The organism is Sediminibacillus massiliensis (assembly GCF_900156915.1).
Lineage (GTDB): Bacteria > Bacillota > Bacilli > Bacillales > Amphibacillaceae > Sediminibacillus_A > Sediminibacillus_A massiliensis.
The window spans coordinates 684,765-704,674 of the sequence record NZ_LT732535.1; the positions used below are offsets into that span (position 1 = coordinate 684,765).

Here is a 19,910-nt window from a genome sequence, read left to right on the forward strand (position 1 = left end):
TTTTATCTCTCCCGGAAAATTTTTCTCAATTTTGAAATAAACGATACAGAGCCGTCCGGCTCCTCTGAGATATTATCGACCGTATATGATTGAGCCAATTGTTGAAGTGCCGAGGAAACGGATGATTTCGGCTTGTGGATCAGATAAGGTGATTGTTCGATAACGGACTGGAAAACAACTTTGTCTTCAGGTAATATTCCAAAAGGTTTCACCTTTTTGTTCAAGAACCGTTCAACTACCATTTCCAACCTTTGCAATGTTTGCCTGCCTATTTTCTGACTGGTAGCCCGATTGACTAATACTCTGATCGATATGGAATATTTGCGACTTACCAAATACTTGATCAACGAATAAGCATCAGTCAAAGCAGTAGGTTCCGGGGTGGCAATAACTATGCACTCATCAGCAGCAAACAGGAACCGGCTGCTTTCTTCTGTAATTCCTGCCCCCATGTCAAAAAGGATATAATCATATCTATAGAGTACATCATTCAATTGGGACAAAAAGAATTCAAATTGATGGGTATCCATTTCAAATAAATCAGATAGTCCTGTTCCACCCGCAATATATGAAATAGAGTCGGGTCCGTCTTCTATTACATCATCTATCGTTCTGTTTTTATAAAACATATCTAATAGAGAATTTTTAGAAGTTTGTCCAAGAAGGACATCGACATTCCCCATACCAATATCGAGATCAAAAATTAAAACTTTTTTCCTTTGCTTGCTAAGGGCAAGGGAAAAATTCACAACAAAATTAGATTTACCGACTCCGCCTTTCCCGCTTGCTACAGCGACTGTTTTAGCTTGACGGACAGCTATGCCGGCCAAACGGCGTCTTAATTTTTCTGCTTGATCCCGTTCATATTCATTCATCACGGAATTCTCCTGCAATGAGTCTGGATATATCAGCCAAATCAACTGCTTCTATGTCATCCGGTACTTCCTGCCCATTCGTTAAATAAGCAACGCCTAACCTTCCTTGCAAACACAAATTCAGAATAGAACCGTATGTGGAAGTTTCATCCTTTTTAGTGAAAATAAGCTGGTGGATGGGAAGTTTTTGGAACCTGGCCAGTATCTCTTCCAAGTCTTGATATTTAGCAGTCAGGGATAAAACCAAATATACGGCTGTGTTTCCTTCCAAAGAAATAATTTCCGTCAGCTCATCAATATAACGTTCATCACGGTAATTTCTACCTGCTGTGTCGATCAATACCAAATCATACTCCTCGAACTTTAATCTAGCTTGCTTGTAATCTTCCATGCTGTATGCTACTTCCATGGGAAGATTCAATATTTTTGCATATGTCTTCAGTTGATCAATTGCTGCTATCCGGTATGTATCCGTAGTGATCAATGCTACTTTTTTGTTTTCTTTTAACACAGCATCTGCAGCTATTTTTGCTATTGTCGTCGTCTTACCTACCCCAGTGGGCCCGACTAAATGGACGAATTTCTTATCGGTAAGAGAAGCTCCGAATTCCAAATCGCCCATCCGTGTAGAAACTTCATCAGAGAACATTTTTTTCAACTGTGAACTATTTATCTGATTACCGCCTTCGATTTCCTTTAGCAACATAGACTCTACAATTTGTTTCGCCGTCATTTCCGCTATCTGCTGGTTGAGTAAATGCTCATAGAATCGTTGGAACGGAATAGGATAAGAGGGGAGTCGGGAGCCTCTGTTCGTTTCCATCCACGATTTCAACATTCTAATTTCTTCTAAAATTGTTTTATTTGTTTCTTCGTGGTGACCCAAGTTTTTCGATTCTTCCAAAACAGCAGTATCTTTCTTCTTGGTTGTTCTGTTATTAAATTGGGATTCCGGCTGTGGATCCAAAGCAGCTATTACCTCAATATTCTTTTTTTTGAACATACCGAGGAAGCCTCCTAGGTAGACTACTTTAGAGTTTAAGATAACAGCGTCTGTCCCTAATTCCTTCCGGACCTTATTCATCACTTCCGGCATTGTTGGCGCTACGATTTTTTTTACCTTCATGCTACGTTCACCACCCCGACACTTTGCACCTCAAGATTAGGTTCTAATTCGTTATATGACAAGACAACAACCTGTGGCAAAAAACGATCTAAAAGTTGTTTTACATACATCCTGATAGAAGGTGCGCATAGAATAATAGGTATTTCTTCCTGCAATGACAATTGATCGACTTTTTCAGAAACGGACCGGACGATGGCCTGCTGTGACTCCGGATCCAGAGTTAAATAGCTGCCATGTTCTGTTTGTTGGATATTCTCGGCAATTTTTTGTTCTACTTCACTGGAAATAGTGATGACTTTCAACATCCCATCCTGATTCATATATTGTTTAGTTAATTGAGAAGCCAGGGCTTGTCGGGAATATTCGGCAAGCAGGTCGGTATCCGATGTCATTCTTCCAAAATCGGCCAGTGTCTCAAAAATCAGCGGTAAATTCCGGATAGATACATTTTCTCTGAGAAGTTTTGCAAGCACTTTTTGGATATCGCCAACTGCCAACGGTTCTGGGGTAACCTCTTCGACAAGGATAGGATATGTTTCCCTTAAATGATCAACCAACTGCTTTGTTTCTTGCCGTCCCAACAATCGATGGGCATGTTGTTTAATAACTTCTGTAATGTGTGTGGATACTACGGAAGGCGGATCTACCACCGTATATCCATTCATTTCTGCATCGTCCTTCGAGTCATCATTTATCCACTTAGCCGGAAGTCCAAATGCTGGCTCTTTTGTCTCTATACCATCGATTCCATCCTCGTCCATTCCAGGACTCATGGCCAGGTAATGATCCAACAACACTTCACCAGATGCAACTTCGTTTCCTTTAATTTTGAGTCGGTACTCGTTCGGATTAAGTTGTATATTGTCCCTGATCCTTACTACCGGGATCACCACACCGAGCTCCAATGCAAGTTGCCTTCTTATCATGACAATCCTGTCCAGCAAGTCTCCGCCCTGAGTTGTGTCGGCAAGTGGAATCAGCGCATATCCAAACTCGAACTCGATTGGGTCCAGACTTAACAGGTTAACGACGTTTTCAGGAGATTTCATGCTTTCACTCTCTGCCTGCTCTTCTTCCACTTCCTCTGGTATTTCTTTTTGCTCCACAGTTCTTGACAACCAATATGCACCGCCACCAAGGACCAGAGCAATCATCGTGGTCAGGAAAAAATTGATTGGTGTAAGACCAAGGAAAAAAATGGTTCCGGCTGCAATATAAAGAAGCTTTGGATACCTTAACAATTGTGTCGTCACATCTGTGCCCAGGTTCCCTTCGGAGGCAACTCTTGTTACGACAATACCTGTTGCTGTGGCAATAAGCAATGCAGGAATCTGACTTACCAATCCATCACCAACCGTCAGTTGCATATAGGTATTGACAGCCTCTTGAAATGTCATTCCCATTTGCACCATTCCAATGATCAAACCGAAAATGATGTTGATCAATACAATGATGATACCGGCAATAGCATCTCCTTTTACAAATTTACTCGCACCATCCATTGCTCCATAAAAGTCTGCTTCCTGTTCGGTTTTTTCCCTTCTTTCTTTTGCCTGTTGCTCGGAAATGAGTCCAGCGTTCAAATCTGCATCGATACTCATTTGTTTACCCGGCATAGCATCAAGGGTAAATCGGGCTGCAACTTCCGAAACCCGTTCCGCTCCCTTTGTAATAACAAGAAATTGGATGATAACCAATATTGTGAATACGACAAATCCGACTAATGGATTGTCTCCAATAACAAATGTACCGAATGTCTCTACTACGCCGCCCGCGTCTGCTTCAGACAAGATTGAACGTGTAGTAGAAACGTTCAAACCAAGCCGAAACAGTGTCATTAACAACAATAACGACGGAAATATAGAAAATTGCAGTGCCTCGGTCGTATTCATGGAAACTAATATTACAATTAACGCCAAAGAAATATTTATAAGGATAAATATGCTTAATAACCATCCCGGCAATGGAATGACCAACATAACGATAATAAGTATAACTCCTAATAACACAGATAAATCTCTAATTGCCATGTATTTCTCTCCTTAATTACTTCTTCGCCGTTTTCTTGTCCATTTTATAAACGTATGCCAAGACTTCTGCCACTGCCTGAAAAAATTCCTCGCCTATCGCTTCACCTAATTCGATATCATTATATAACCCTCTGGCAAGCGGTCTGTTTTCCACCATCGGGACATGATTAGCCTTGGCGATTTCACGGATCCTGAACGCAAGATGATCGACACCCTTGGCCACTACAAACGGAGCAGCAGCTTTAGTCTCGTCATATTTCACAGCAACCGCAAAATGAGTCGGATTCGTGATTACCACGTCTGCCTGCGGTATTTCACTCATCATCCGCCTCATCGCCATCTGCCTCTGCTTCTCCTTGATCTTCGATTTGATCAATGGATCCCCTTCTATATTCTTATGTTCATCTTTGATATCATTTTTTGACATTTTTATGCTTTTCTCATAGTCGTATTTCTGATAAGCGTAATCAATCACTGACAATAGCAATAGGGCTATCGATGCGGATATACCCATCATTACCGTTGTGTCACCAAAAAAAGCGAGAGAGTCATGAACACTCTTACTTGAAAGCAGCATCATATCTTCTTTCCGCATCCATAGAACAGCAAACGTTATCGCACCGATAAAGACAATTTTTAGAAGTGACTTAACTAATTCGACTAATGCCCTTGCCGAAAATATTTTTTTTGCTCCTTGAATCGGATCAATTTTATTCAACTTCATCTTTAAAGGTTCCCCTGTGAACAAAAAACCTATCTGCATAAAATTGGAAGCCAAACCTGCAATCACAGCAATTAGCATGACCGGCGCTACCACTTTCGCAATTTCCAGTGTAGATTCCAGAAACACTCGGTGCGTTGTAGATTCCGTCACTTCCCAGCTGATATATTCAGTAAATGAATGGTGGAAATAGTCCGTAATGACGTTTTTCAAGAAACTGCCGAGAGTTATGAATAGGATGAATACAAAAAATAATAAAATGGCAGTATTGACGTCCTGACTTTTGGCTACTTGCCCTTTTTTTCGGGAATCTAGCCTTTTTTTCGGGGTCGCTTTTTCCGTTTTCTCTCCGGAAAAAAATTGCAAATCCAGTTTTAACTCCATTTATGCACCCCCGAGTAATCCTAGCAAATTTCTCATTGTCTCCAACATGACCTCAAACAAGTTCTGTATCAGTATCATATATATAGCCATAGAAGGAAACAACACTATAAAACTGACTAAAATCTTCAATGGCAGGCCTACTACAAAGACGTTTAATTGAGGTACCGTCCTGGCAATGATGCCAAGAGCGATGTCGACCAGAAAAAGACATCCCACAACCGGAACAGCAATTTGAAATGCGATGATAAACATCCGGTTAAACGAATGAATAACAAAATCTGCTATAGCCGTTTCTTCAAAAGGCAAGTATCTATCCAAGGGGATTGTCTCATAACTGTAAAATATTCCGTCTATCATTAGATGATGCCCGTTCACAGCCAACAAAAACAGTAAGGCTATTGTATAAAAATATTGCCCCATCAAAGGGCTTTGGGCACCAGTTTGTGGATCGATGACATTCGCTATAGCAAAACCCATTTGAAAATCGATAAAACCACCCGCTATCTGAATAGCGGACAGGATGATATATGCAATCAGACCCAGTGAAAGTCCGACAATCACTTCTTTAATAAGCAATAGCGGAAACATTTCATTAAAAGCCAACTCAGGAATATCAACGGTATAAACCATGATCCAAGTCAGAAAGAAACTGAACCCGATTTTAAAATGGGTGGGCACGTTTCGATAGGAAAAAATGGGCAGGGTAACGAAAAAAGACGTTATCCTTACGAAAATCAATAAAAAAGCAGGTAAAATTGAAAAATTAATTAAGTCTAACATCACTTATCCCACAAACTGATTTAAATTTTGAAATATATTTGCCGTGAATTCCACCATTCTCGTTAGCATCCATGGTCCGAAAAAAACCAAACCGACCAGAACCGCTACAATTTTCGGAATAAAAGCAAGCGTTTGTTCTTGTATTTGAGTAGTAGCCTGGAAAATACTGACGACAAGCCCTACAACCAATGCAAGCAAGAGCAAAGGACCGGTGATCATCAAGACCGTATATATACCTTGCTGGGCAAGACTTATTACAAATTCACCATTCAAGTTACATTACCTCCTTCACCATTAGAAACCGTTCAACAAAGACTGAGCTATTAAATACCATCCATCAACCAATACAAACAACAAAATTTTAAATGGTAAGGATATCATCACTGGCGGTAGCATCATCATTCCCATTGACATGAGGACACTTGCGACTGCCATATCGATAACAAGAAAAGGAATGAAAATCATAAACCCCATTTGGAATGCAGTTTTCAATTCACTTATGGCAAATGCAGGCACCAATGTCGTCAAAGGGATATCCTGCACTGACTCAGGTGCTTCCATTTGGGCATAATCCATAAACAATGCAAGATCTTTTTGCCTTGTATGCTCCGCCATAAAGGACTTTATCGGTTCGCTAGCACTTTGATAGGCTTCTTCTAACCCTATTTCTTCATTTAGCAAAGGGGATAACGCTTCTTCATTAATTTCCTGGAATGTTGGTGCCATGATAAAAAATGTCATAAACAATGCAATGCCGATAAGAACTTGATTAGGAGGCATTTGCTGAGTTGCCAACGATGTTCGTACAAATGACAAAACGATTATTATCCTAGTAAAGCATGTCATCAATATTAAAATACTGGGCGCAAGGGAGAAGACGGTCAACAACAGCAACAATCTTACACTAGTCGAAATATCTTCCGGATTAGATCCTGAAAAAGCATTGATAAATTCATTCATTCCTATCGTCTTCCTTACTTTGATGACGTTCGATCATTTTTTTTCGTGCCAGGTTAATTCGATCGAGTTCCTTTTTATATATATCTGAAAAATTACTTTCTTTTTGATTACCCGGTTTCTTATTGATCAGAGCTGTTACGAAATTAGCAGGGTTCAACTCAGTCGTCTCCTGTTTCAACAAATCGTTTTTCGTCTTCTCGTCCGTGATTTCTGACAAAAGTTCAACATTGTCTCCTACGCCGATCACGTACACCCTATCTCCAATCCGGACTGCCTGAAGCGACTTTTGAGAACCAAGGGAAATGCCGCCGAGATTCTCAAGAGCCCTGACTTTCTGGAACATTTTGTTACGTCTGTTTACAAACTTCAACAGGAAATAAATCAATGCTAATACAAAAGCCAGAGATACCCCCAGTTTGAGAAAGCTTATAAACAAACTTTGTCCGGATTCTGAGTCAGCCAATGGTCTGTCATCAGACTGTGCAGGCTGTTCTTGCTCCGAACCTGGTACACACTCTTCCATATCACTGCCAAGACAGTCATCCACATTTGGAGCCGCAGCAGATACTTGATAGGAAGTTGCTGCCAATCCTACCGTAAAAACAAGGATGATTTGTATAAATAAACGTTTCACAACCATACACCCAATACTTAGTCCAAAACTTTTTGGATAGCTTCGATTACTCTGTCAGCCTGGAACGGCTTGACAATAAAATCTTTCGCTCCTGCCTGAATGGCATCAATTACCATGGATTGTTGGCCCATGGCGGAACACATTAATACTTTAGCATTGCTGTCTACTGCCTTTATTTCTTTCAAAGCTGTAATTCCATCCATTTCCGGCATGGTGATATCCATTGTAACTAAATCAGGTTTAAGTTCCTGATATTTCTCAATAGCCTGGCTCCCGTCCTGAGCTTCACCGACTACCTCGAATCCGTTTTTGACTAAAATATCTTTAATCATCATTCTCATAAATGCTGCATCATCTACAATTAACACTCTTTTTGCCATTTGGCTCTCCCCCATGCTTAGCTTAGTTTAATTTTTTGATTCGGTCAGTTTGACTTATAATGTCTGTGACCCTTACTCCGAAGTTTTCATCGATTACGACCACTTCACCTTTGGCTATCAACTTATCATTGACATGAATGTCTACAGGTTCGCCTGCCAGTTTATCCAGTTCAATAATAGACCCGGAAGACAGTTCAAGGATTTCTTTGACAGATCTTTTTGTCCTCCCCAACTCGACTGTGACATTCAAAGGAATATCCATTAACATATCTAAATTTCTTTGTTCCTGAGCAGGTAAATCATAAGGTTCGAAAGAAGAAAACTCAGCTTGTTGTACATTCGGTTTGATAGTCTGTTGATGATTACCGTCTTCTCTGCTGTTTGTTCTGTGACTGTTATACACAACCTGCTCATTCTGTGGTCTGTCATGGGCTGGAGCGGATTTTGAATCAAGGGAAGTCTGCTCACTTTCCGATGATCCCGGCCCTTTTACATCTGGTCCTGATGGCTCAATCTCTGGATTCATCAATTGATCTACCAACTGCTTCGCAAACGGAACAGGCAGCAATTGCATGATGTTGGAATCAATCAAATCTCCTATTTTCAGTTGAAAGGAAACTTTCACAAAAATATCATGCTGGGAGAATTTATTTATCCGTGATTCATTTTCCATATCTATCATACTGATAGAAGGAGGGGATATGTCGACTTTCTTGCTGAATACTGTCGACATACTGGTTGCTGCTGTTCCCATCATCTGATTCATGGCTTCCTGTACGGCGCTTAAATGAATCTCATTTAATTCTCCAGAGGCTGACTGTCCATCCCCGCCAAGCATAAGATCTGCGATTACAGCGGCATCACCTGACTCAATAACAAATAAATTCACCCCGGAGAACCCTTCTGTGTATTCTACTTCCACACCAACATTCGGTTCCGGAAATTCAGATGACAAATTGTCTTTGCTGATAACCGAAATCTCAGGAGTGGTTATTTCAACCTTCTGATTAAGCAAAGTCGATAAAGTGGTTGCAGAACTCCCGAAAGAAATATTGCCTATTTCCCCTAAGGCGTCTTGCTCTACTATAGATAAATAATCTTCCACAGGGGGATTATCAGTTGTACGTATGTCTTGCCTGGTTTCCTGCTCGTTGTCATCTTCTGTATTTTTCAACAAGGCATCGATTTCTTCTTGTGATAACATGTCATCGTTCATCCTCTTGATTCCCCCCTCTTATTTCTTCCAGAATTTGGACGGCCAATTTTTTTCTATTTTGGCCGGGTTGTCCTAAAAACTTTGGCTGGCTGCCGATTTTCAAAATTAATGGATCATCAATCGCCTGGTCTAGCTGGATGACATCATCTTTTTTCATGTTGAGCAAATCGTTTATGCTGATTTTGCTTTCCCCTAAAATCGCTCTCACATCCACTTTTGCTTTTTCTATATTTTTGGCTAAATCGCGATATTCTTCTGGTTTTGGTTCCTTCGAACTTGTCTGCATCCAATAATGTACAGACAACTTCGAGATTATGGGTTCCAGTACAACGTGCGGAATACAAATATTGATCATTCCGCTGCTTTCCCCAATCGCCGTATTCAAAGATACTACGATCACTGTTTCGTTTGGTGAAACCAATTGCATAAATTGAGGATTCACTTCGAATTCTTCCAAAACCGGATCAATTTCAATTACAGAGCTCCATGCCTCTCGGAGATTTTCCAGCGCTTTTTCGAACAGTTGCGACATAAGCTTTGTTTCTATTTCCGTAAGACTTTCCACTTTGTTCAAACTGCTGCCCCTGCCTCCTAACAGCCTGTCAAGCATTGCATAGGCCACATTGGGGTTGAATTCGAAAATCATCCTCCCATTCAATGGAGCGACACTGAAAATATTTAAAATAGTCATCTTAGGTACAGACCTGATAAACTCTTCATATGGTATTTGATCTACAGATGCAACAGAGATTTGGACGTATGTCCGTAGTTGAGCCGAAAAATATGTAGTCAATAATCTGGCGAAGTTTTCATGAATCCTTGACAAACTCCTGATTTGGTCTTTTGAAAACCGTAGTGCCCGTTTAAAATCATAGACCCTGACTTTTTTCTCTTCTTTTTCCTGTTTTAGTTGATTTGGATCCATCTCACCCGACGAGAGCGCAGACAGTAAATCATCTATTTCATTCTGTGACAGCACTTCATCAGCCATTCAAATCACCTCCGCCCCGGAGTATAATACCTTTACTGCAATACTTTATTGATGGTGTATACATCGGTAACTTTTCCTTCTAGCATAACTTCATTTAGCTTGTTTTTCATTGCTGTCTCCAATTGGCTCAAACCGGATTTAAAATCTTCCCGGTTCATACTGGCAAGTTCTTTTATGAGAATGTTTTGTAACTGAAATTCTCTTTTTTCGATTTCTTCTTTTGCATCATGACTGTCTGTTACAACCTGAAATTGAATCCTTACAAAACTTCCATCCTCAAGATCGGTGTTTATTTCTGAAGTCTGAAAGGAATTTTCCACTACTTCATCCAAAGTAGGCTCCCCTGACGCCTCCTCTTTACCTGAGACTTTCAGGATGATCACTAATGCGGCAATCGCCGCGACGAGCAACAATACAAGAAATACAACGAGTGTTTTCATTAACTTAGATGTCATTAGAATCACCTGCTTGCGTCAAACATGCTGCCAGTCCTATCTTTTTATAGAATTGGAAGATAAGTTTGTTGACTTCTTCTTCCTGTTCTTTAACCACGATCTTTTTGCTGTTTAATAGAGTTATAGTAGTATCCGGCAGTGACTGAACTTGTTCAATATACAGAGCGTTCAAAGTAAAAATTTCACCGTTTAGCCTAGTGACTTTAATCATATATGGAGGGGACCAGGGTCCCCCACCCCCTTACTATCTATCGTTTTAAGTTAACAAGTTCCTGCAAAATTTCATCAGAGGTAGTGATAATTCTGGTATTCGCCTGGAAACCTCTTTGCGATGTGATCATTTCGGTGAACTCTTCTGCCAAATCGACATTTGACATCTCCAGTGCACCAGAAACAACCGAAGCCGACCCTTCCTGGCCTGGTTCTACTAAATCACCGATTCCGTTAAACACGCCATCATCCGTGAAAATACCTGCATTGTTGGTCAATTGGAAAGTATTAGAACCGATTTTTTGAAGGCCGCCCGGATTTGAAAATTTAGCCAGCCTGATTTGTCCAGCGTCAATTGTATCTCCATTGGCAGCCACGTAAGTCACCATACCATTACTTTGAATACTGAAGCTCTCGGCATCTTCCGGTATGGAAATCGCCGCCAGATTATCGACGCCGTCCGGATCGTTCGGTTGATTGTTCCCTAATAGATAACTGCCATCCGAATTGACAATATAACCATCATTGTCAAGATAGAAGTTTCCTGCACGGCTGAAGCTCATTTCAGACTGGCCGAAGTTAAAATCACTTTCATTGTCCAAATTTTCTCCCAACACAAACATTCCATCCCCTTCTAGGGCTAAATCAAGCGGGCGATTAGTTGTTTGCCTGTTACCTTGTGTATGTATATTATCTACAGAGCCTACTTGCGAACCCAAACCTACTTGTGCCGGGTTTATACCACCGCGAAGCAGATTTCCGCCTTGTTGTACTGGACCCTCTGCCCCCGACAGACTCTGACTCATCATATCCTGAAATGTAACTCTCCCCTTCTTGTATCCTGAAGTGTTTACATTGGCAATATTATTACCGACAACATCTAATTTTGTTTGAAAACCTTTCATTCCGGAAATCCCTGCGTACATTGAACGTAACATTGACCTTCATCCTTTTTTTAAAAATTTAGTTATAAGCTGCTGTGGTCGATCGGCAGCTTTGAGGCTTCCCAGATAATGGGTCCGGCCTGTTCCCTTTTGACAATAGTGCCTTTGATAATCGTAAGATAAGGTTGGTTGCTTTCCTTCTGTCCAAATCTGTAAGCATTTTAAGGTGTTTACCATCGACCATCATAACTGCTCTGTCCACCGCTAGAGTTTGTTACTTTGCTTCTAAAATTTTTATGATATTTTACTCCACTGTTCGGAATTAATGTCTATATCTCTAATCAGCTAGTCTTGGTTTGCGAGTTTAATTATTTTAAACACTTAGCATTAATAAACTCTTTTTTTTCAAAAGAGATGGAAGAAGACTGGATATACTCATGACTAAGATTGTTTACTTGAATACATCTGGTAGATTCTGAAGTTCATTAAACCTGCAACTAATCTAGATTAATGCTGCTTACTTTCAATATAGAATCAGCATTGACTTCCTCGCCGTTTTTCAACTCCAGTACAGCTTGTCCGTCAGACTGTCTGACAGCAATCACTTCACTCTTGCTGTTTTCTTCCTTTGACTCTTGTTGATAAGTTACTTCCTGACCAATTAAATGGCTATATTGAATCACTGGTGTCACTTGTTGAGATTTTGCCATTTGATCAATCGACTTAGACATGTTCATCATTTGTTCCAGTGAAGAAAAACTGGCCATTTGGGAAATGAACTCCTTGTCTTCCATCGGATTTAACGGATCTTGATTTTGAAGCTGGGCCATCAATATTTTCAAGAACTCATCTTTGCCTAAGTCGGTACTCGTCGTCCCCCTCGATTGATTGCTCAAATAATAACCCGGGTCGATTTTTGTCATCATTACACCTGCGCTTTCTCATTCATCAATAGTTGATGGAAAACTTCTTCTTTTCCTTCTCCATCCTCGGATTTTTCTTCTGATGATTGTTCTGTGTCATCCTTAAACGACTGGTTCATTCCCTCTTTGTCGCTTTCTCGTTCAGCCTCATATGTAAAATCCTGCTGAAAAAGTTGAGAATCTTGTTTTTCGATCACTATTTGGTGGGGAGAAAACATCGGCCTGAGCTGGTGCATACTGCCTTCAAGCATCTCCTTGGCAGCAGCTGTCGTCACCGTCATCTTTACGATCATTTCGCCATTAGTCTGCGTTAATTTTACAAGCACTTCACCTAATTGTGCAGGACGGAGTTTCAGTAATAGTTCTGTACTGCCGCCTTCCTTCATGAAGCTGCTGGATTTTAATACAGACTGGAAGTCATCGATTAAACTTTTTTGTAATTGATCCTGATTACCGGTATTATTGACATGCACAATATACTGTTCAATCTTGGACATAGGGAGATGTAATGTGGACGCAGAACTTGGCGCTACCGAAAACTTTTGCTCTTCAGTGTACTTTGACAATGCCTGAGAAATCCATTTCCCGATTTCTTTGGAAGTTATAACAGCATCGCTGCCATATTTCTGAAGGTTCAAATTAGAATGACGTTTCTCGAATTTATTAAGTATCTGCGACCAGGTCATGGCTAGTTTTTTCTCTTTCCCATCCACTGTTTCCAATAAAGGAGGAAGATTATTTCCAGTCGCTTGCTTTTCAAGCTTGGACCATTGCTCCATTATCCTGTGCAATTGAACTTCCTGTTGTTTGTTTGGAGGTTTATCGCTATTTATTAAACCTTCTAAAATCCCTTTAGCCTTATTCCATAGTTCTGCTAGTATCTTGTTTTCTTCCATCTTACTGATTGAACTATCGACTTTTTTGTTACCGAGTTGCAAAAGTCCCATGTCAAAACCCTGGGAAACAGGTAGCTTGGTATTATCACCCTGATTCAAAAGAGGCGATTCCTTAAAATCACTAGAATTCTGCAGGGAGGCTGACTCGCCAGAAAACGCTGAAGATAGTGCCAACAAATCCTCAAGTGGGATGTCGGTGACCAATTCGCCCGGATCCTGGCTCATTAGTTTTTCCTGAAGTTCCACAGGCATTTTTTTCAATAACTCGTCTACTGTCTTGATAGCTCCCCTAGAACTCGCCGGTGAGTTGTGATCTTGCTGTTGTTTCAGCAAGGAAGTCAAATCTATGGAAATTTCCTCTGAGACTTCCTTGTCCTCAAGAGATGTATGTCCAATCAAACCTAGAATATCTTCAAAAGACAAATTTTCCTTTTCATTTGAAGTATCGTTCTGGGAAAGGTTCTTATCCAATGGAAATTCTCTTGGCATTTTGTTAGAGACTAGTGTCAACATTCCATTATCCAACATTTCACCTCCTTTCCGGTGATACCGTTATTGCCTTTCATCAAGATAATCGTTTGCAATCTTGGCTGCTTCTTCTGGATCCATCGCCCCAAGTATCTCTCCCCGGTCTTTTCCACTCATCGTTTCCAACACCTCGACAGCCTGTCCATTTTCTAGTTTAGTCAGTATCATTGCTGCGCTTTCTGCCTCCATATTTCTGAGTGAGGAAGCAAGTTCTTTTACAACATCCCTTTCTTCTTTCTCTTCTATGTCCAGACTCTCTGACTGTTTCTTACTTTCCATATCTTCGTTCAAGTCTTCGATTGTCTTTTCCTGGAAAGCAATTTGACCTGTCAGTTCTTCAATTTCGTCGTTTTTTTCTGCAATCAAACCTTCCAGTTCTTTTACTCTGCTGGCATGAACTGTCTCTTCGTTGTCTGAGCTTTCTACATAAGAAGCGACACCCGGCACACTTCCGGCATACTTACTTACCGCCCCTCTGACATCTACTCCTAAAGCAATCAGAATGACAATTGCTACTGCAGCAATCAAAATGACGGATAAGAGCAGCCATAGCAACCACTGAAAAAGTCCTTTTTTCTTTTCTGTTTTTTGGTTAATGGGTTTAGCCATATACTCACCTGACCCTGTGATTTAGAAAATGTGTGACAGAAATCTCATCCATTTGTTTGTTTTCCGTCTCTCTTTTCCACTCTGACTTCTTATCTTTTTGAAATTCGATCAATTTTTCATATTTTTTTGCCTCTATAAACGATTCTGTTAATTTCCCTTGCTGCGAGACCATTATGTTTCTTGCATCTTCAACTGAATATTGGAGCTTGACAATTTTCTCTTTCAATGAGTTCAAATAACTTACTTGAGACGTTATAGCCTGCACCGGAAAAGAATCATTCAAACTAGATTGGTATGCTTCCTCTGCTTTTTCCTTTTCTTTCAACAAATGGTAAAGTTGTGAAGCCACTTTCTCAAAATTATCGGCAGATTGCTGGTAAGCTTTCTGTGCCCGTTTTTTTTCAGATAAGCGGATGTCCAATATTTTTTCCATTGTTTTTTCCCTGACCACTAGGCAATCCTCCAAAAGATCATTTAGCCCCTCACATTATCCATCAGTCACAAACCCAGGTTTTCCAATTGCTTTAAAGCTTCTCCATCAGACACCTGCTCATTTGTTCCTTGTTTCAAAAATTGAATAATCCTGCTATTAAATGAGATTGCTTCATCTATCTCTCTGCTAGTCCCCCGTTTATATGCGCCGATTTGAATCAATTCCTGATTTTCTTCATAAGTAGCCAAGAGGGATCTTGTCCTTGTCGCCAAAGAAAGGTGTCCCCCACTTACAAGCTGCGGCATCACCCTGCTCACCGATTTCAACACATTAATTGCCGGGAACCGGCCTTGCTCCGCCAGTTTTCTATCTAAAATGAAATGACCATCCAAAATACCGCGGGTCGTATCTGCAATCGGTTCATTAAAATCGTCTCCATCGACCAGTACTGTATAAAAAGCAGTAATGGAACCTTTTTCATTAAGACCCGTTCTTTCCAGTAACTTTGGCAATATCGCAAACACAGAAGGAGTATATCCTTTGGTTGTCGGGGGTTCTCCGGCAGCCAGGCCAATTTCCCTTTGGGCCATTGCCACCCTCGTTACTGAATCCATCATCAGGTTGACACTATATCCAGCATCACGGAAATATTCACTCAATGCCGTTGCCGTATATGCCCCTTTCATTCTCATCAAAGCTGGCTGGTCAGAGGTTGCAACCACAACGATCGACCTTTCCAGCCCTTCTGGTCCCAAATCATTTTGGACAAACTCTTTCACTTCTCTCCCACGTTCTCCGATTAAAGCAATAATGTTGATATCAGCGTTGCTGTTCCTGGCAATCATACCGAGCAATGTACTTTTCCCGACACCACTGCCGGCAAAAATGCCGACACGCTGACCTTTTCCTACTGTCAGCAGTGTATCGATCGACTTTACTCCCGTACTTATTTGATCTTTAATTACTGGCCTGTCCAATGGATTGGGCGGATTTTGTTCGGATGGATAGGAAGTAAGACCTTTTGGAAGCGGTGAACCATCCAAGGGTTTTCCCAAAGAGTCTATGACCTTTCCAATTAATCCCCTTCCAACTTTTATTGTAAGTGGCTGTCCTGTCGCTTCCACAAGACATCCCGGCGCTACATCTTTTAATGAATCATATGGCATCAATAAAAGCTTCTCATTATTAAAACCGACTACTTCTGCGGGGATTTTCTTTTTATTCAATCCATTCGGGTGTATGTAACACACGTCTCCTATACTGGCTTCAGGGCCCTGAGACTCGATCATCAACCCAATTACTCGCTGGATTTTGCCTAGCCGTTTATAAGAATCCATCTGCTCGATGGATTGCAGATAATTTTCAACTTTCATCTGAATTCTCCCTTGAGATTTCAAAAAGTTTTTCTCTTATTTCTATCAGCTGGGTGTCGACGCTGGCATCAATTCTTCCAAAAGGAGACTCAATGATGCAACCGCCTTTCTTCAATTGACTGTCAGGGTAGACACTTAGTTCTGCATCTCCCTTTGTAATGGATTGGAGTTCGTCCTTCTGGTCTAAGACGAGCTTATATTCCTCCGGACTGGAATAAATGGTGATACTCTTTTGTTCTTTTACTTCTTGAATGGCAGCTTTGACGATATTCAAATACGCTTCTCCATTCAGCTCTGTTTTTATGATTTTCCCGGCAGCTTTCATAGCCAATTCAAGAATTACTTCTTCACTTGAATCCAAGGTCGTCAAATAATCTTTCTTTGCCTCGTCCAACACTCTTTGTGCTTCCTCTATTAAACGGCCCTGCTCCTTCAATCCTTCTTGTTTTCCGATTTCGATGCCTTCCAAATACCCTTCTTTTTTTGCCTGGTCGGATAACTGATGTCGTTCTGATTCCCAAGCCTGTTTCTGCTTGGTTATTCTTTCGTCGGCCTGTTTTATCAGATTTTCCGCGTCATGTTTGGCTTTTTCAATCAGTTGCTCTGCCTCTTGAAGTTTCTCAGCAGCCAATCCCTCGTCATGATCGTTCATTTCCGTGTCGGAAACTCTCCTTTGCATAACCGGTTTTAACCCTATTATTCTACTTGGGTGATCTTTCTTGTACTGACTTGCCGATTTATACAATGATATCGTCACCTCCGCCTCTGGCGATGACTATTTCTCCCAGTTCTTCCAATCTTCTTATAACAGACACAATTTTCGTTTGGGATTCCTCCACGTCACGAAGCCTGACAGGACCCATAAATTCCATCTCTTCTTTGAAAGTCTCCGCCATTCTGGTGGACATATTGTTGAAAACCACTTCTTTAACCTCTTCGCTGGCCACTTTCAAGGAAAGTTTCAAATCATCATTGTCGACTTCCCTGATGACTCTTTGAATAGCCCTGTTATCCAAGGTAACAATGTCTTCGAAAACAAACATCCGTTTCTTAATTTCTTCTGCCAGCTCAGGATCTTGAATTTCCAGGGAATCCAGAATGGTTCTTTCGGTGCTCCTGTCCACACCATTCAGCACTTCCACAACTGCCTGGATACCACCAGTCTGTGTGTAGTCCTGGGTCACTGTCGTAGAGAGTTTCCGTTCCAAGACTTGTTCGATTTCATAAATGATTTCGGGAGAAGTAGAATCCATTACAGCTATCCTTTTAGCAATGTCCGCCTGCATCTCCTGGGGCAGTTCGGACAATATTTGACTAGCCTGTTCAGCTTCCAGATAAGACAAAACCAACGCAATCGTCTGGGGATGTTCATTTTGGATAAAATTCAATACTTGGGACGGATCGGCTTTCCTGGCAAAATCAAAAGGCTTTACTTGCAAGGATGTAGTCAATCTGTTTATGATGTTCGTTGCTTCCTTTTCCCCCAACGCTTTTTCAAGTACTGTTTTGGCGTAATTGATTCCGCCTTGGGATATATAATCCTGTGCAAGCGCCAGCTGGTGGAATTGCTCGATAACTTCTTCTTTTTGAGAAGCATCTACCTTCTTGACCGAGGAGATCTCCAATGTCAACTTTTCGATTTCTTCTTCCGTTAAATGTTTATATACTTGGGCGGAAACCTCAGGCCCCATTGAAATCAACAACAAAGCAGCTCTTTGTCTTCCCGATAATTTTTCTTTATGTCTTACCATTTAGATTGCCCCCTATTCATCTGCAATCCAGCTTCTTAAGAGTTTAGCGAATTCATCTGGTTTTTCATTAGCCAGCTTTTCAAGCTGTTTAGTCCGTATGGAGGCATCTGTATCAGCTGCTTCCTCCAATTCCGGAACTTCGCGAGGTTCCGTCGAAAAGGAATGCTCGAACAATTCATCTTCCACCTCTTCTTCTTTGTTCCTTCGCTTGAACAACAGAAATAACAGAATGAAAATGATCAACAACAGTACTGCTCCGGCAATATAATACCAGAATGGCTGAGAACTCTCGGCAGCAACAGTTTCTTCCTGCTGTCCATTGAATTCTTGGAAAACAATCGATGTTTTCTCTTCTGGTGTAACTTGTCCATATTCTTTATCGATCGAAGTGGTAATAATAGAATCCAATATGGAGGCTATGCCTTCCTCTACCGATTCTTCTTCGGCGGGCGACAAGTATTCCACTTCACCATCCGGACCTGAAGTTTTTGTATTGTCTACAGCAATCTGGATACCCAAATCTCTTATTTTATATGGGCTCTCTACAATATTTTTCTTAATTCGGTTAAATTCATTGTTTACTGACTCCTGAACACGTTCGTAATCGCCGTTCTGGCCATCTTCCCCGGCCGGATAATCAGGAATATCTTCTTCCCCGGTACCGGCAACACCGCCATCGGGCGGAGCGCCTTCGTATGTTTCCTTGATCGTTTCGACGCTGACCGGCAAGCCTTCCATATTCTCTTCGTCAACAGGTGTCACGAGCTCTTCCACTCTGTTTTCCTGTGTGAAATCAATATCGGCTGTCACCGAAGCAACCACTTTTCCTTGCCCAACCATCATGCTGATCATTTGCTGAACACGACGTTGTATATCTCTTTCAATATCTTTCTTTACTGTCTGCTGATATTCATAGGTGTTGCTTTGATTTGCGGTTTCTGTACTATTCAGATCGAAATACTCAAAATTTTGATTCATGATGGCTATATTTTCCGCTGGAAGGTTCGGAACAGTTTTGGAAACCAAGTGATAGAGAGATTGTATTTGACTGCCTTCCAATTGGTAACCAGGTTGTGTATTGATAACAATCGAAGCAGAGGCCTCGTTTGTCTGTTCGCTTGCAAAAACAGCCTCCTCCGGCTTGTTGATCATTACGTTTGCATCCTCAATTCCATCAATACTTTTGATCAAATTGGCAACCTCAGACTGCATTGCGTCTAACTGGATTACATCGAACTCTTTGTCGGTCATTCCCCATGAGACATTATCACTGAAAAAAGAGTAATCCACATTTCCGGTTTTCGGAAGCCCTTGGGCTGCCAAGTCTACCAAAAGAGAGTCAACGTTCTCACCGGGAACCAGAATCGTTTTACCACCATCCTGTAATTCATAGCCAATTCCTCTGGCATCCAACTCACCTTTTATTTGCCCTACTTCTTGCAATGATAGATTGCTGTACAGTGGGACCATCCTTGTATTTCCCGCCAATGCTGTCCCTACTGCAACCAAGAGGATAACCAACACAATTCCTCCGCCCAGAAACCATTTAAAAGTACGAGACTTGGAATTCCAAAAATCCATTGTTTTTTCTCTATATAATTTGTATTTTTGCTTCATTCATTTGCCTCCAAAAACAGTCACTTTTCTTCAATAGGAAGCTGTTATAATTTTTTATTTATTATTATGTTTAATATGTACAAATTACGGGAATAGGTTCTTGGGGACGTGTAAACTCCCCTATCATATAAAAT

The 19,910-nt window shown here is 41.0% G+C and carries 22 protein-coding genes; all 22 read right to left on the bottom strand.

The window, feature by feature from the left end:
• Window positions 1-2: 2 nt before the first annotated feature.
• Window positions 3-875, bottom strand: a complete 873-nt coding sequence (locus CZ434_RS04165) for a MinD/ParA family protein (RefSeq protein WP_077621946.1) — start codon at window positions 873-875, stop codon at window positions 3-5.
• Complete coding sequence (flhF, locus tag CZ434_RS04170) at window positions 868-2,001, bottom strand: flagellar biosynthesis GTPase FlhF (RefSeq protein WP_077621947.1); 1,134 nt, start codon at window positions 1,999-2,001, stop codon at window positions 868-870. The genes CZ434_RS04165 and flhF overlap by 8 nt, the downstream gene beginning before the upstream one ends.
• Complete coding sequence (flhA, locus tag CZ434_RS04175) at window positions 1,998-4,031, bottom strand: flagellar biosynthesis protein FlhA (protein ID WP_077621948.1); 2,034 nt, start codon at window positions 4,029-4,031, stop codon at window positions 1,998-2,000. The genes flhF and flhA overlap by 4 nt, the downstream gene beginning before the upstream one ends.
• 16 nt (window positions 4,032-4,047) lie before the next feature.
• Entirely contained in the window at window positions 4,048-5,136 is a 1,089-nt protein-coding gene (gene flhB / locus CZ434_RS04180) for a flagellar biosynthesis protein FlhB (RefSeq protein ID WP_077621949.1), read from the bottom strand.
• Complete coding sequence (fliR, locus tag CZ434_RS04185; RefSeq protein ID WP_077621950.1) at window positions 5,137-5,916, bottom strand: flagellar biosynthetic protein FliR; 780 nt, start codon at window positions 5,914-5,916, stop codon at window positions 5,137-5,139. It abuts the gene before it with no gap.
• Between the two features lie 3 nt (window positions 5,917-5,919).
• Window positions 5,920-6,189: a flagellar biosynthesis protein FliQ gene (gene fliQ / locus CZ434_RS04190; RefSeq protein WP_077621951.1), complete on the bottom strand. Its 270-nt coding sequence runs from the start codon at window positions 6,187-6,189 to the stop codon at window positions 5,920-5,922.
• Window positions 6,190-6,210: 21 nt separating this feature from the next.
• A complete protein-coding gene (gene fliP / locus CZ434_RS04195; protein WP_077621952.1) occupies window positions 6,211-6,876 on the bottom strand; it encodes a flagellar type III secretion system pore protein FliP in 666 nt (221 codons plus the stop codon).
• A complete protein-coding gene (locus tag CZ434_RS04200) occupies window positions 6,869-7,510 on the bottom strand; it encodes a flagellar biosynthetic protein FliO (protein WP_179107166.1) in 642 nt (213 codons plus the stop codon). The genes fliP and CZ434_RS04200 overlap by 8 nt, the downstream gene beginning before the upstream one ends.
• A gap of 17 nt (window positions 7,511-7,527) precedes the next feature.
• Window positions 7,528-7,890, bottom strand: coding sequence for a response regulator (locus CZ434_RS04205; protein ID WP_077621954.1), 363 nt, complete (start codon window positions 7,888-7,890; stop codon window positions 7,528-7,530).
• Window positions 7,891-7,912: 22 nt separating this feature from the next.
• Window positions 7,913-9,106: a flagellar motor switch phosphatase FliY gene (gene fliY, locus CZ434_RS04210; RefSeq protein WP_077621955.1), complete on the bottom strand. Its 1,194-nt coding sequence runs from the start codon at window positions 9,104-9,106 to the stop codon at window positions 7,913-7,915.
• Window positions 9,096-10,097: a flagellar motor switch protein FliM gene (gene fliM, locus CZ434_RS04215; RefSeq protein ID WP_077621956.1), complete on the bottom strand. Its 1,002-nt coding sequence runs from the start codon at window positions 10,095-10,097 to the stop codon at window positions 9,096-9,098. The genes fliY and fliM overlap by 11 nt, the downstream gene beginning before the upstream one ends.
• Window positions 10,098-10,129: 32 nt before the next feature.
• The gene (gene fliL, locus CZ434_RS04220) at window positions 10,130-10,552 is read right to left on the bottom strand and encodes a flagellar basal body-associated protein FliL (RefSeq protein WP_077621957.1); all 423 of its coding nucleotides are present in this window, start codon (window positions 10,550-10,552) and stop codon (window positions 10,130-10,132) included.
• Entirely contained in the window at window positions 10,542-10,763 is a 222-nt protein-coding gene (locus CZ434_RS04225; protein WP_077621958.1) for a flagellar FlbD family protein, read from the bottom strand. The genes fliL and CZ434_RS04225 overlap by 11 nt, the downstream gene beginning before the upstream one ends.
• Window positions 10,764-10,800: 37 nt before the next feature.
• On the bottom strand, window positions 10,801-11,700 hold the full coding sequence (gene flgG / locus CZ434_RS04230; protein ID WP_077621959.1) for a flagellar basal body rod protein FlgG: 900 nt from the start codon (window positions 11,698-11,700) through the stop codon (window positions 10,801-10,803).
• A 443-nt stretch (window positions 11,701-12,143) separates the two neighbouring features.
• Complete coding sequence (flgD, locus tag CZ434_RS04235) at window positions 12,144-12,569, bottom strand: flagellar hook assembly protein FlgD (protein WP_077621960.1); 426 nt, start codon at window positions 12,567-12,569, stop codon at window positions 12,144-12,146.
• A 2-nt stretch (window positions 12,570-12,571) separates the two neighbouring features.
• Window positions 12,572-13,990, bottom strand: coding sequence for a flagellar hook-length control protein FliK (locus CZ434_RS04240; RefSeq protein WP_179107167.1), 1,419 nt, complete (start codon window positions 13,988-13,990; stop codon window positions 12,572-12,574).
• Window positions 13,991-14,017: 27 nt separating this feature from the next.
• Window positions 14,018-14,602, bottom strand: a complete 585-nt coding sequence (locus CZ434_RS04245; protein WP_077621962.1) for a MotE family protein — start codon at window positions 14,600-14,602, stop codon at window positions 14,018-14,020.
• Window positions 14,603-14,606: 4 nt separating this feature from the next.
• Complete coding sequence (gene fliJ, locus CZ434_RS04250) at window positions 14,607-15,053, bottom strand: flagellar export protein FliJ (protein ID WP_077621963.1); 447 nt, start codon at window positions 15,051-15,053, stop codon at window positions 14,607-14,609.
• Window positions 15,054-15,100: 47 nt separating this feature from the next.
• Window positions 15,101-16,408 carry a flagellar protein export ATPase FliI gene (gene fliI, locus CZ434_RS04255; RefSeq protein ID WP_077621964.1) on the bottom strand — a complete coding sequence of 436 codons (1,308 nt, stop codon included), beginning with the start codon at window positions 16,406-16,408 and terminating at the stop codon, window positions 15,101-15,103.
• Window positions 16,398-17,153, bottom strand: coding sequence for a flagellar assembly protein FliH (gene fliH / locus CZ434_RS04260; protein ID WP_077621965.1), 756 nt, complete (start codon window positions 17,151-17,153; stop codon window positions 16,398-16,400). Before fliH ends, fliI begins: the two co-directional genes overlap by 11 nt.
• On the bottom strand, window positions 17,146-18,159 hold the full coding sequence (gene fliG, locus CZ434_RS04265; RefSeq protein WP_077621966.1) for a flagellar motor switch protein FliG: 1,014 nt from the start codon (window positions 18,157-18,159) through the stop codon (window positions 17,146-17,148). Before fliG ends, fliH begins: the two co-directional genes overlap by 8 nt.
• Window positions 18,160-18,171: 12 nt before the next feature.
• On the bottom strand, window positions 18,172-19,776 hold the full coding sequence (gene fliF, locus CZ434_RS04270) for a flagellar basal-body MS-ring/collar protein FliF (RefSeq protein ID WP_077621967.1): 1,605 nt from the start codon (window positions 19,774-19,776) through the stop codon (window positions 18,172-18,174).
• Window positions 19,777-19,910: the final 134 nt, after the last annotated feature.